The organism is Halomonas sp. GT, assembly GCF_002082565.1.
Classification (GTDB): Bacteria; Pseudomonadota; Gammaproteobacteria; order Pseudomonadales; family Halomonadaceae; genus Vreelandella.
Genome location: NZ_CP020562.1, coordinates 1,464,251 through 1,477,199 on the forward strand (window position 1 = coordinate 1,464,251; position 12,949 = coordinate 1,477,199).

General features: G+C 54.7%; 11 protein-coding genes. 7 read left to right on the forward strand and 4 right to left on the reverse strand.

Annotated features, from left to right (window positions below; genetic code table 11):
- Positions 1–10 precede the first annotated feature (10 nt).
- The 6 genes from B6A39_RS06795 to B6A39_RS06820 all read left to right on the forward strand — a co-directional run bounded on the left by B6A39_RS06795 (position 11) and on the right by B6A39_RS06820 (position 4,107).
- A complete protein-coding gene (locus B6A39_RS06795) occupies positions 11–364 on the forward strand; it encodes a hypothetical protein (protein ID WP_083002926.1) in 354 nt (117 codons plus the stop codon).
- Positions 365–688: 324 nt separating this feature from the next.
- Positions 689–1,588: an Rpn family recombination-promoting nuclease/putative transposase gene (locus tag B6A39_RS06800; protein WP_232318756.1), complete on the forward strand. Its 900-nt coding sequence runs from the start codon at positions 689–691 to the stop codon at positions 1,586–1,588.
- 277 nt (positions 1,589–1,865) lie between these two features.
- Positions 1,866–2,321 (forward strand): hypothetical protein, encoded by a 456-nt coding sequence (locus B6A39_RS06805; protein ID WP_083002930.1) that lies wholly within the window; start codon positions 1,866–1,868, stop codon positions 2,319–2,321.
- Between the two features lie 194 nt (positions 2,322–2,515).
- Positions 2,516–3,199: an HAD family hydrolase gene (locus B6A39_RS06810; protein WP_198036763.1), complete on the forward strand. Its 684-nt coding sequence runs from the start codon at positions 2,516–2,518 to the stop codon at positions 3,197–3,199.
- A gap of 90 nt (positions 3,200–3,289) precedes the next feature.
- Entirely contained in the window at positions 3,290–3,655 is a 366-nt protein-coding gene (locus B6A39_RS06815; protein ID WP_083002937.1) for a glyoxalase superfamily protein, read from the forward strand.
- A gap of 56 nt (positions 3,656–3,711) precedes the next feature.
- A complete protein-coding gene (locus B6A39_RS06820) occupies positions 3,712–4,107 on the forward strand; it encodes a GFA family protein (protein ID WP_083007867.1) in 396 nt (131 codons plus the stop codon).
- A gap of 126 nt (positions 4,108–4,233) precedes the next feature.
- On the opposite strand, the gene pgi is transcribed toward B6A39_RS06820, so the two are convergent.
- From pgi to ptsP, 4 genes are all read right to left on the reverse strand, one after another.
- Positions 4,234–5,898, reverse strand: a complete 1,665-nt coding sequence (gene pgi / locus B6A39_RS06825; protein ID WP_083002940.1) for a glucose-6-phosphate isomerase — start codon at positions 5,896–5,898, stop codon at positions 4,234–4,236.
- 250 nt (positions 5,899–6,148) lie between these two features.
- Positions 6,149–7,885: a PTS fructose-like transporter subunit IIB gene (locus tag B6A39_RS06830; RefSeq protein WP_083002944.1), complete on the reverse strand. Its 1,737-nt coding sequence runs from the start codon at positions 7,883–7,885 to the stop codon at positions 6,149–6,151.
- Positions 7,882–8,853, reverse strand: a complete 972-nt coding sequence (gene pfkB, locus B6A39_RS06835) for a 1-phosphofructokinase (RefSeq protein WP_083002947.1) — start codon at positions 8,851–8,853, stop codon at positions 7,882–7,884. The genes B6A39_RS06830 and pfkB overlap by 4 nt, the downstream gene beginning before the upstream one ends.
- A complete protein-coding gene (gene ptsP, locus B6A39_RS06840) occupies positions 8,853–11,720 on the reverse strand; it encodes a phosphoenolpyruvate--protein phosphotransferase (RefSeq protein WP_083002951.1) in 2,868 nt (955 codons plus the stop codon). Before ptsP ends, pfkB begins: the two co-directional genes overlap by 1 nt.
- Positions 11,721–11,946: 226 nt before the next feature.
- Here ptsP and cra point away from each other — a divergent pair, with 226 nt between their 5' ends.
- Positions 11,947–12,924: a catabolite repressor/activator gene (gene cra, locus B6A39_RS06845; protein ID WP_083002955.1), complete on the forward strand. Its 978-nt coding sequence runs from the start codon at positions 11,947–11,949 to the stop codon at positions 12,922–12,924.
- Positions 12,925–12,949: the final 25 nt, after the last annotated feature.

Below are 12,949 nucleotides of genomic sequence, written 5' to 3' on the forward strand. Positions count from 1 at the left end.
GGCACAAACAATGACAGAAAAACAGTTTCAGATATTTTGCAAGGTGATTTACCGGGTAACAGTGATGACGTTAATGCTGCAAATTGTGGCGTGTGGCATGATGTTCTGGATGTTTTGGCGGGGCATGCCGGAGTACCAAGATGTGTTGATGGGGTTGGCAGGCTCCATAATTTGGTCATTAATGCTCTTGAGTTCAAAAAAAACGCTCTTTAAACGTAAAGAAGTTAAAATGGGCACTTTGGGCGATTCAGGCATTATGCACTCACTGGGTGCGAATATCTTTTGGTGGTGTGGCTACCACTTTTTTGAACTGTTTTTTGTGCTATATGCAATCTGGCTTTATATAAAGGTGGTGTGGCTTTGAGTTCTACCTTTGACCGCCCACTGCCGTTCAACACTGTGGCCAGCATTGGAGGTGGCACATTGTTTGGTCACGCCATGAAATAACACCCTCAACCGACGCAGCAACACGGACGTTGCTGCATTGATTGGCAGGGAAGGCACGGAATGTCTTGCCTGGCGGTAGCGTGGTGATAAAAGGGCTCAGCCTACTGGAAAGCGCTGCTGATCATCGCCCGCCATGGTATTCTGCCACTATAGAATTAACAGGGACGCGTTATGGCCATCCACCACCACGATACCGGCTACAAGGAACTGTTCAGCCACCCTGAGTTCGTTGAGCAACTGATTGAAGGCTTTGCCCCGCCTAATTGCCGGGTTAATGAACTTCACGACGCTCAAGAAGCACAGTGGCCATTACATCACACCGCTGTTCGAAGAGAAGATCGAAGACGTGGTGTGGTCGGTGGAAGTCACTTGGCAGGGCATGACGCAGCGGGTGTTTCTATACATTTTATTAGAGTTCCAGTCAGCGGTTGATCGCAGCATGCCGATTCGGCTGATGCACTACGTCGCCTGCTTTTACAGTGAATTACTCAAACAGAAGGTCATCACCCCCAGTCAAGGCCTGCCACCGGTGTTTCCGGTGGTACTGTACAACGGCTCCAAGCCCTGGACAGCCCCGCTGGATATCTACGAGATGGTGCAGCCGGAACCGCCGAGCTTTCTGCAGGTCTATCAACCGCGCCTGCGCTATTTTCTGGTTGATGAAGGGCGTTATACTAACGAAGAATTGGGCTTACGCCAGACACCGCTCAGCGGTGTATTCGGTGTGGAAAATGCCGGTGAAAGTTGGGAAGCCCTACAGAACGCTGTGGATCGGGTCGTCGCCATTATTCAGGCTGACCCCAATAAGGAACGCATCGACCGGATTATCACCCGCTGGCTCAAGCGACATTTGTACCGGCTGGGCACAGAGGTCAACCTGGATCGGCTTGACAGCCTGATGGAGGATAAAGACACGTTGGCAGAGATAGAGAACCTGGTCAAGAAAGAACGCCTGGAAGGACGGCAAGAAGGACGTTTGACTGAAGCGCGCGAGGTAGTACGCACCCAGCTCACATTCAAGTTTGGTGAGGTGCCTGACTGGGTAGAAGCGCAGCTTGTGCAAGCCGATCATGACCAGTTGAAAGTCTGGATGCGTGATGTACTGTTCGCCAATCGCCTGGATGATATGTTCAAGCGCTAGCATTCTTACAGCCTGTAAGCCATCGACCGGGTAGTAGGCCTGCGCGTCGAACTGAAAAACGAGGCGATGTTGCTGACGTAACCGATACCCCTTGGCCCGAAAGTGCCAAGGGGTATTTTTTATGTTTCAGATGCTCCTTGGCTAAGTGCGCTTGAAGAGAGGTCACTGTTTTAAGTGAAATAGTGGTGATAAATAACTAGGATAATATCGTCAGCCCCCGATGTTCATCATGTGGCGTTTATATCGATGTAAATCACAGGGAGTGTGAACATATTCTATGAAAGCTTTCTCTATTATCTTGTTACGCATTTTAGCGCTGTATATTGCGCTTAATCCGCTACTTGCCCTAGCGCCGATGCTGTTTGGCCCAGGCTCGACAGAATCATATGACGAGTGGTTAGTCACCCTGATAGCAATGATTGTTATGCCTCTTATTGTCGGCGCTGTACTTTGGCTAGTGGCAGAACCGCTGACTAATAAAATTCATCCAGCTAATAACGCTGACTCTCAGTTATCACTGCACGAACTAGGCTTAGTCCGTGCAGGTAGTTTTCTGATAGGTGTTTATCTCACTTTGCAACATATTGGCACAGCGATTAGTCAGTGGATCTGGTCAGGTAGTATTGCCTATGGTTCTCTCGTCGTCATTGCTCTTGGTGTGGGCTTGATAGTGGGAGTCAATTTTATCGGTGAGCTATATAAGAAGATAAAGTATGCGGGCAGTGGTTTGTAAGTGCTAAATATAGGTAATCACTGTGCTGTAGAGCATAAGATCAGGCAAAAGCTTAACCATGCCTACTGCTATGATTCGACCATTCTACCCAAGCGTTACCGAGTGTGTGCTGGGCATCTGGCTAGAAGTCCCCACTGTCGATCTTTCGGTTGGCTTTGCCTTGGGTTTTAAACACGCTATTTCTAGGAGGTCTTGTGGCACTTCGCGCAATTTTGCTAGATCACGATGGGACGATCGTCAGTTCTGAACACATCCATTTTCAAATGTGGATACATATTCTGAGCCAATATGGCGTTGAATTGTCTGAGCTGCAGTACAGAACCCACTATGCAGGCCTACCAACGCGCGCCAATGCCCTGGATATGGTACAGAGGTTTGGGATTGATGCGTCCCCTGATCAACTGATAGAAGCGAAGAACGCCGCGACGCAGGACTACCTTGCTAGCCAGGCATTCCCGTTAATGCCTGGCGTACGAGAGGCTATTGCTTACTTCCACAGTGCGGGTTTGAAGCTGGCAGTGGTGACAGGCGCTAGTGCAAATGGTGTTCAAAAAACGCTGCAGGCCAATGGGTTTGAAGATAAGTTCTCTACGATTGTTTCTAACGATGATGTCCGAGACAGCAAGCCCGCACCTGAATGCTATCTCCTGGCTCTTCAACGGCTTGGCGTTGCTGCGGATGAATGTCTCGCCATTGAAGATACACAACATGGTCTTGAAGCCGCCTTTCGAGCTGGCATAAGCTGCTTGGCACTACCCACGGAAATGTCTAAACAGCAAAACTTTCATTCAGCGACAGCGGTTCTTAGTGGTATGGCTGAAGCCGTTGAGTATATACGCCATGCCTATGGCGTAGAGAGCAACTCTGCGCCTGTTTAAATCGAACGCCTAAGGGTAAAGGGGGCTTTAGGCTTTCTAGCCAGAGCTGGCTAGCCATTCGTTAAAGCGCTGTTTGTAAGGAGAGCATAAATGCATTTTCAAGCCATTCCGATTATACGAATTTTTGATGAATCTAAAGCCAAGGCGTTCTATCTTGAGTTTTTGGGGATGTCGCTTGATTGGGAGCATCGCTTCGAAGCAGACTTTCCTGTCTATATGCAGGTATCCCGAGGTGATCTGGCTTTTCACCTCAGTGAACACTCTGGGGATTGCTCCCCTGGCGCTAAAACGTTTGTGAATACTGATGATCTTGAAGGCTTGTACCGCGAGATTTTAGCCCGTGGTTACAAGTTTAGCCGACCGGAAATAACCACAGCTCCGTGGGGCGATAGGGTGTTTGAAGTGGTAGATCCGTTTTCCAACAGAATATTGTTCAATGAGCCTACAGCAGCTTAGCTCTCGTCGGCATCACAAGAGCAACTGTCATGGGGCTAACGGTAAGGGAGTTTGCGATGAAAGGAACATGTCTTTGCGGTTCCATCGAAGTGACTGCGCCTAACCACGAGCAGGTCAGTGTTTGTCATTGCTCACTATGTCGGCGTTGGTCGGGTGGGCCTATGTTCGCTGTGCATTGTGGTGGTCCGGTAGAATTCTCTGGTGCTGAGCCTACCGCTTACCGCTCGTCTGAATGGGCGGAGCGAGGATTCTGTGCAACCTGCGGGACGCATCTGTTCTATCACCTGCTACCCAGCAATGAGTATATTCTCCCAGCAGGCCTGTTCCAGGATCAGACGTACCAGCTTACCAGCGAAATATTTATTGATGAGAAGCCCGGTTATTACGAGTTTAATAACCAAACAGAAAAAATGACCGGACAGCAGGTCTTTGAGCAATTTACGCCGGATTAATTTAGTCGGCTAGGGGCTTCTGATTGCCTCCAGCCAGTGACGATACTGGCATCAAAGATCAAATCAAAAACGCCTTGGCTGAACAGCCAAGGCGTTTCTTTATCTAACGTTTACCTAACTCTCCGCTTAACGCTTCTTCCTAGCAGGCTTCTTATCAGCGCTGGCTGGCGCGCTTTGCTTTGCGTTGCTGTCGCCGGGAAAGTGGGCGCGTACCAGTTCCAACAAACCCTGGGTGGAGGTATCGAAGTCGGCGGCGTTGGTGTCGATGCGCTCGCTGATTTCACCGGCAATGCGTTTGCCAAGCTGCACACCCCACTGATCAAACGAGTTGATGTTCCAGATAACACCCTGCACAAACACCTTGTGCTCGTAGAGGGCAATCAGCGCGCCTAGGTTTTTTGGCGTTAGCTCATCAAGCAAAAGGGTGCTGGAAGGCCGGTTACCGGGGCAGCTGTAGGGGTCGTGCTGGCTAAGTTCTTTGCTGTCCCCTTGGCTGCCTTCCATAAAGGCGTTGGCTTGGGCGAGCATATTGGTGAGCAAGGCGAAGTGGTGGTCTTCCACGCCGGGCTCGGGTTTCAGCGAGGCAATAAAATCGATTGGCACGTAGCGGGTGCCCTGGTGTAGTAGCTGGAAGAAAGCGTGCTGACCGTTGGAGCCTGTTTGCCCCCAGACAATCGGGCCGGTTTTGTAGTTAACCGGATGGCCAAAGATATCGACTGACTTGCCGTTAGACTCCATATCCAACTGCTGCAGGAATGAAGGTAGTTGGTTCAAGGCTTGATCGTAGGGCACGATAGCCTGGGTTTCGGCGCCAATAAAGTTGATGTACCAGATACCAATCAGCGCCATCAGAACGGGCATATTCTGTGAGAAGGGCGCCTCGATAAAGTGGCGGTCCATCTCATGAGCGCCTTCCAGCAGCTCGATAAACCCTTCAAAACCAACCGAAAGCGCAATCGGTAGGCCGATAGATGACCACATGGAGTAGCGACCGCCCACCCAGGCCCAAAACTCGAACACGTTCTCTTCACGAATCCCGAACTCCATCGCCGCTTTGCGGTTAGTGGAAGCGGCAATAAAGTGGGCGCCTACGTCGGCATCTTCACCGGCATTTTCCACGAACCAGCGCCGTGCGGTTTTGGCGTTAAGCAGGGTTTCCTGGGTAGAGAAAGTTTTGGTGGAAACGATAAACAGCGTGGTCGCCGGGTCTAGTCGTGAAAGCACCTTCTGAATATGGGTGCCATCGACGTTGGAGACGAAGTGGAAGTGCAGTTCCGGGTGGCGGTATTTGAGTAGCGCGCGTACGGCCATGTTGGGGCCAAGGTCTGAGCCACCAATGCCAATATTGACCACGTCTTTGATGCGTTGGCCGTTATAGCCTTTCCACTCACCGCTTCTAACCGCTTCTGAGAACTGCTTGATTTGTTCCCGGGTGCGATTGATTTCCGGCATGACATCGTTGCCGTCTACATGTACCGGTTCATCGCTTAAATTGCGTAGTGCGGTATGCAGTACCGGGCGATTTTCGGTGACGTTGATAATGTCGCCAGAGAACATCTGTGCGCGACGCTGAACCAGGGCAGAGTGGTCGGCCAGCTCAAGCAGTTTGGCAAGCACTTCATCAGAGACGTGATGCTTGGAGTAATCCAAGAATAGGCCGCCCACCCGTAAGCTCATTTTTTCAAAGCGCTGCGGGTCATTGGTGAAGTAATCACGAATGCGGTCGTTGGCGGTTTTGTCGCGCAGGCGTTCAAGTGCCTGCCAAGTAACGCTGCGGGTGAGTTGAAACATAGAGGGCGGTCCTGTTGTTTTAGATCATTATTAAGTGACGAGCGCTATATTGCTGGCTCGTGCTTTGTACTATTTATGGCTCTATTTAGGTAAAAATACTACATAAAACCCCAGTTTAAGCAACTGTTAAGCGATTTGGGGTTAAAAAAATCAGTAATAAACCGTTGCTGGTATGGAGTTGAGGAGGGATATGCGTAGCAAAATAGGCGCTGAGCAGGTAGCAACCTGCTCAGCACTGGCGTTCAAACGTTTAGCTGGTAACGACGACGTGTGCGGCGCCGCGTTTGATAAAGGCATAGCCTAAGCCGGTTACCAGCGAGCCGATGATAATCGCGCCGAGGTAGAGCAACGCTGGGGTAATAGCGTTGGGGATTAGCAGAACAAAGATACCCCCGTGAGGTGCCATTAGTTTTGCGCCTACCAGCATGGAAAGCGCGCCGGTGATCGCACCGCCCACCATGCACGCGGGGATAACCCGCAACGGGTCTTTCGCCGCGAAGGGAATGGCCCCTTCACTAATAAAGCAAAAGCCGAGTACAAACGAAGCTTTGCCTGCTTCCCGTTCTGGTTCAGAAAATTTATTGCGCGCTACGAAACTGGCAATACCCATGCCAATCGCTGGCACCATGCCTGCCGCCATAATGGCTGCCATTGGGCCGTAGGTTTCTGACGCTAACAGGCCCACGCCAAAGGTATAAGCTGCTTTATTGACGGGGCCGCCCAAGTCGAAGCACATCATTGCGCCCAATAGAATGCCCAGCAGCACCGCGTTAGTAGAGCCCATCGAGGCCAGGAAGCTGGTCAGCGCATTCAGCAATGCTGCGACAGGTTCGCCAATCACATAGATCATCGTCAGGCCGGTGACCAGACTAGCCACCAGCGGGATAATCAGAATAGGCTTGAGCGATTCAACGCTGGAGGGCAGCTTAACGTAGCGGGTAACCGCGAGGGCTACGTAGCCTGCCAGAAAGCCTGCCAAAATACCGCCAATAAACCCGGAGCCAATGTTGGCCGCCAACATCCCGCCAATCATGCCTGGGGCGATGCCGGGGCGGTCGGCTATGGAGTAGGCAATGTAGCCTGCCAGCACAGGAATCATTAGCGCGAAGGCGGTACCACCGCCAATTTGCATAAGCGCAGCGGCCAGCGTGCCTTCCTGCTCAAAGGCTTCAATACCGAAGACAAACGAGAGCGCAATCAGCAAGCCGCCCGCTACCACCATAGGCAGCATGAACGAAACGCCAGTGAGTAGGTGCTTATAAACGCCTTTCTCTTTAACGCTCTTATTGGCGTTGCCCGAACCGCTGTTGGCGTTTTCTACGCTAGCATCAACAAGGGCGGCTTCCAGAGTGGGACGTGGCTTTTTTAGTGCATTGCCGGTTGAGGTGCGGTAGATACGCTTGCCTGCAAACCGCGCTGGGTCAACGTCGATATCGCAGGCCAGTACGACCACGTCGGCGTCGGCGATCTCTTCTTCGGTTAAATGATCCTGAGCGCCCACTGAGCCTTGGGTTTCCACGCGAATGGCATGCCCCATGGCTTTGCCTGCTTCGGCTAGCGCTTCAGCGGCCATAAAGGTATGGGCAACGCCGGTGGGGCAAGCGGTAACAGCGACAATCTTCTTGCCACCCGTGTTGCTCGCCGGAGTAGCAGCAGCTGTAGGGGTTGCAGGAGCAGTGTAAATCGGTGCTTCACGCTTGGCTTGAGCTAAAAAGGCGCTGGGGTCGGGCAGGGCGCTGGCAATCGGCGCCTGGAAAAGTCGCTTGCCTTCAAAACGCTCCGGGGCGGGAACGTGATCGGCGGCCACCACAATTAAATCGGCATTAGCAATTTGCTCGGCGGTGGCAGCCTGCAGCGGCGCAATCTCGCCGTGCATTTCCACATGAGCGCTCCAGCCCATCCGTGTGGCCGCTTGTTCAAGGCGCTTGGCGGCCAAAAAGGTGGTCGCCATGCCGCTGGGGCAGGCGGTAATCAGAATCAGGTTCATCGCGTGGCTCCCTCGGTGATAGTGTCGTCAAGACGCCGTACCAAAGTCTGTTGTTGGAGTAAGTCAAAGTCGTCGGCGTGGGGGGTGCCCACGCCGACGTGGCGAACCGCTTCGGCAGAGAGTGCCGTTGCGAAGCGAAGGGTGTCTTGTGGGGCGAAGTCGCTGAGCAGCCCATGAAGCATGCCAGCCAAAAAGGTATCGCCCGCACAAACGGTATTGGTGGCGTTCACGCTAGGTGGGGTAGATTGCCAGGTGCCCTGTGAACTAACCCATAAAACGCCCTCTGAGCCTGCGGAGATCAGTGCGTGCTCGATGCCGCTGGCGTGCAGTCGCTCGGCGGCGACCTGGCGCTGTTGATTTGAATCTAGCGCGCTGCCAGCCCAGTCAGCGAGTTCCGTTTCGTTAGGTTTTACAGCCGCAGGCTGAGCAGCAATGGCGGTCAGCAGTGCCGGGCCACTGGTGTCTATCCAAAGTGGTACGCCATAGCTTTTTAGGGTGGTTAGTAGCTCAGCAAACAGCGGCTGATCAATACCTGGAGGAAGACTACCGGCAACGACGACCGCTTGGGGCGGAGCGAGGCGCTGAAATAGATCGTCTAGGGTAGTTCGTAAGGCATCTAGATGGGTAGCCTCAATCGGCATGCCGGGGCCGTTAATATCAGTGACGCGGCCACTCTGTTCCGCCAGCTTGGCGTTAATGCGTGTGCTGCCGGGTACTCGTACAAAGGCATCTTCCACGCCGTAGTGGGGGAATGCCAAGCTGAACGGCGCGTCGTTATCCTGGCCGAGAAAGCCGCTAACAATCACTTGATGGCCTAAACTGGCCAGCACGCGTGCTACGTTAACGCCTTTGCCCGCGGCTTCTAACTGGGCGCTGTGGGGGCGGTTCACATGACCGAGTGTCAGCGTTTCAAGGTTGAACGCTAAATCCAGCGCGGGGTTGAGTGTAATGCACACTATCTGGGCCATTAGCGGGCCTCCAGGGCGTCACGCACCTCATCGCTGGTGGCTTTACTCAGTGCTAATTGGGCAGTGGCTTTTGCATCGGCAAGATCAAATTCACGCAGGCGAGCTTTGACTAGCGGAATTTGTCGCGCACTGACGGAAAGCTCATCAACGCCTAACCCTACCAGGACTGGCACGGCCATGGCGTCCGAGGCTAGCTCGCCGCATACGCCGACCCATTTGCCGTGGGCATGGGCGGCATCGACGGTCATTTGAATCAAACGCAGCACGGCGGGGTGCAGGCCATCGGCCTGGGCAGAAAGCTCTGGATGGCCGCGGTCGATGGCCAGGGTGTACTGAGTTAAATCGTTAGTGCCAACGGAGAAGAAGTCCACCTCGGCCGCCAGCGTAGGTGCTAGCAGTGCGCTGGAGGGTACTTCGATCATCACGCCCAGTTGCACATCAGTGGCGCGCTGCTGTGGTGGGATTTCGCTAAGCAGGCGGTCATAGATGACGTTGGCGGCGCGGAATTCAGCGACATCCTTAACCATCGGCAGCATGATGCGTAGCGGACGGCCGACAGCTGCCATCAGCAGCGCGCGGATTTGTGTTTCCAGCACTTCCGGTTCGGTCAGCGCTAAGCGAATGCCGCGTAGGCCAAGGAAAGGATTGTCTTCCTGGGGAACCGGCCAGTAGGGCAGCGGCTTGTCGCCACCCACATCCAAAGTACGCGCGACCAGCGGACGGCCATCCAAGGCATCGGTGGCTTCGCGGTACTCGGCAATTTGGGTGGCTAGGTCCGGTGCGCTTGAGTAGGCCATAAACAGGAATTCGGTGCGCAGCAGGCCAACACCTTCGGCACCGCGTTCAACCGCATCGGCGGCGTGGGCGGTGTTACCAAGATTGGCTGCCACTTCTACCCGATGACCATCGCGGGTTTGGGCTTGCTCAAAACGCAGCTCCCAGGCATCGGCTTCGCGCTGTTGCTGGTCGAGAAGCTGTTGTTCCGCGCGCTGCAGACGCTCTTCGGAAGGCTGGGAGGTAACCCGCCCACGTTCACCATCCAGAATCATCATGCTGCCGTTATGCAACGCCATGACGGCTTCACCGGCGCCGACAACAGCGGGAATGCCCAGGGCGCGAGCCAGAATAGCACTGTGAGCGGTGGCGCCGCCGCGCACGGTAAGCAGGCCGCGTACGCGTGAGGTATCCAGGCGGGCAACGTCGGAAGGGCCGATGTCATCCATCACCAGAATATACGGGTGGTCAGGCGGCTCGGGCAGTTGGACATCGCACAATACGCCCAGCACGCGGCGGCCTACGTCGCGCAGGTCGGCGGCGCGCTCGGCCAGCAGGCGGTCGGCGAGCATTTCCTGAGCGTGGGCGGCGGTTTCAATGGCATTCCACCAACCGGCTTCTGCTGAACGACCTTCACGAATCGCATCAATGGCAGCGTGGTGCAACTCGGGGTCGTCGAGCATCTCTTCGTGCATCGAGAGAATATCGGCCACTTCACCGCCAGGGGCGTTGTGCACCAGTGCCTGTAGTTGAGCAGCGCCTTCTTTGAGAGCCACTTTCAGGCGACTAATTTCAAGTTCGGGGTCGCTGGCGTGTTCGGCGTAGTCGAACTGCATCGGGCGAATCGCAAACACCGGCGCAATGGCTAAGCCCGGCGAGGCGGCAACGCCGGTGTGGGGCGCATCGGCGACTAACGGTTCAACGGGCTTGCTCGTGTTAGTCACCGACTTGGCATCAAAGCCGCCGTCGAACGGCGTTACTTTCTCGCCCAAGCCTTCTTCGATCGCAGCGGAAACGGCGTCCAGTGCAGCCGTTGCCTGCTCACCTTCGGCAGAAAGAATCAGCCACTGACCACGCCGTGCTCCCAAGCCAATCACTTTGGTGAGGCTGGCGGCAGAAACCGTGGAGGCACTGCCTTCTTCAAGGCGTACGTTAATCGGTATTGATTGCGCGCGGGCGACCTGTACCAGCTGTTTCGCTGGACGAGCGTGCAGGCCATGGGGGTTCAAGACGCGCACGCGACGAGTCTGAGTGCTGGCGGTTTCGCCCGCCAGCGTGGCCAGCAGCTGTGCGCTGCTTTTGCCCACCAAGCTATCACTTTCGCCGTTCTCTAGCATGGCTAATAGCTGTTCCAGCAGTGGGCGGTGGGCATCGCCACTGGCCGCTAAACAGAACAGCGCATGGACAGGGTGATCACTATGCTCAAGTTTAGGATCGGCTGGCGTGGCAACGCCTAGTGAGGGTTGTGTCACCCCTTGGACGTGGCTTGCCAACCAAAATCCCTTGCCCAGCCATTGGGGGGAAGCACTGGCGATGGCACTAATAAAAGCGTTATCAACACAGCCACTTTGGCGAAGCCGAGCGGCAGCGGCCAGGGCGAGCTCTTGAGGGTCGCGAGCAGGGAAATTAACGCACAGCGTATCAGCATCCAGGCGCGGCTCAAGCGCTGGCTTGGAAAGTAAACGCGCTACCTCGACAGCCGAACTGGCGCTGGCGAGCTGGTTGGCGACGCCGTCGCGGTCTAAGACGTGGGTTAATTGACGCAGGATGTCTAGATGTTCGTCATTTTGCGCGGCTATCGTCACCAGAACATAGACCGTCTGGCCGTCATGCCACTGAACGCCTTTGGGGAACTGCAGCACCCTCACGCCGGTATGTTTTACGTGCTGACGGCTTTCCGGCGTGCCGTGTGGAATGGCAATCGCATTACCAAGATAGGTTGACGACTGCGCTTCACGGGCATGGAGGCCATCACGGTACTCGGCCTCAACTAAGCCCGCATCCGTTAGCGCCTTAGCGGCGATGTCGAGTGCAGCTTGCCAGTCGTCCGCATGGCGGTCGAGCAAGATGTCATCTGGGCCGAGAGTTAACATAGGGTTCTCCTGTAAACGCTGTCAGCCAAGGGTAATGTCTGCAGCGTGATCATGCTTAAACGTTGGTCGTAGAGCGTTGAGCTTCGCTGGATGAATCGTGTCATCTGTGGTTAGTTGGCTATGCTGAATCGATTCACTTAAAGACACAAGGGTTGTCTTTCTAGACTTTAGTCTGGGTGGGGAGAAACGGCTGATAAACTACACCGGCAACCAGAGGGAGAATTGCATGACACTTGCCGACATTGCCCGGCTTGCGGGCGTATCGCGCACCACGGCGAGCTATGTAATTAATGGCCAGGCCGAGCAACGGCGTATTAGTAATGCCACCATTGAGAAAGTAATGGCGGTCGTGCGGCAGCATCGCTATCACATTGACCCGCAGGCAGCAGCGCTGCGTCGTGGGGCAAGTCGGCTGATTGGATTGATCGTGCCGGATCTTGAAAATATCAGCTATGCGCGGCTCGCGAAACGCTTAGAGCGTGGCGCGAGAGAGAAGGGCTATCAGCTGTTGGTGGCTAGCTCAGATGACTGTGCCGATAGCGAGCGCGCTTTGGCATTGGCGCTTCGCGCGCAGCGCTGTGAGGTGCTTATTACCGCCAGCTGCCTTGCCGAAGAGGACACCTTCTATTCTGATTTGGTGGATGAAGGCTGGTGCGTTGTGGGAATGGACCGTGGGCTTGCGCCGGCACGTTTTGCTAGTGTCGTCAGTAACGATCAAGACGCAGCATATGCGCTAACGCGCTCGGTCATTACGGGTAGCACGCGGCGGGTGGCGTGGTTAGAAGCGATGCCAAGCTTGTCGATCAGTCGTGAGCGGAGGGTGGGTTTTCAGTCAGCACTACAAGACAGCTCTATCGAGCCGGTTTTACTTAGCGGTACGCACTACGAGCGTAGCGAAGGTGCCCGTCTTGCCGCTCAACTGCTGGATGAGAAGGGGGGCGCTGACGCGTTGATCACCGCGTCTTATGTGCTGATGGAAGGGGTGTTTGACGTGTTTCTGGAGCGTGGTGGGCTACCAGAAGAGATGCGGTTGGCCACCTTTGGCGACCACCGCTTATTGGACTTTCTGCCGCAACCGGTGAATTCAGCGTTGCAAGATTATGATCGCATTGCTGAACTCACCCTGCGCTGTGCCCTGAATGCCATGAACGGTGACTATCAGTGTGGGCAGCAGGTCGTGGCGCGCCACCTGCATACCCGATAAGCCCCATTGATTCGTTCAGAGCTTG

Coding starts and splice junctions, on each gene's coding strand:
- B6A39_RS06815 (WP_083002937.1), top strand. CDS start 3,290: ATGCATTTTCAAGCCATTCCGATTATACGAATTTTTGATGAATCTAAA.
- B6A39_RS06805 (WP_083002930.1), top strand. CDS start 1,866: ATGAAAGCTTTCTCTATTATCTTGTTACGCATTTTAGCGCTGTATATT.
- pgi (WP_083002940.1), bottom strand. CDS start 5,898: ATGTTTCAACTCACCCGCAGCGTTACTTGGCAGGCACTTGAACGCCTG.
- B6A39_RS06830 (WP_083002944.1), bottom strand. CDS start 7,885: ATGAACCTGATTCTGATTACCGCCTGCCCCAGCGGCATGGCGACCACC.
- cra (WP_083002955.1), top strand. CDS start 11,947: ATGACACTTGCCGACATTGCCCGGCTTGCGGGCGTATCGCGCACCACG.
- B6A39_RS06820 (WP_083007867.1), top strand. CDS start 3,712: ATGAAAGGAACATGTCTTTGCGGTTCCATCGAAGTGACTGCGCCTAAC.
- ptsP (WP_083002951.1), bottom strand. CDS start 11,720: ATGTTAACTCTCGGCCCAGATGACATCTTGCTCGACCGCCATGCGGAC.
- B6A39_RS06795 (WP_083002926.1), top strand. CDS start 11: ATGACAGAAAAACAGTTTCAGATATTTTGCAAGGTGATTTACCGGGTA.
- pfkB (WP_083002947.1), bottom strand. CDS start 8,853: ATGGCCCAGATAGTGTGCATTACACTCAACCCCGCGCTGGATTTAGCG.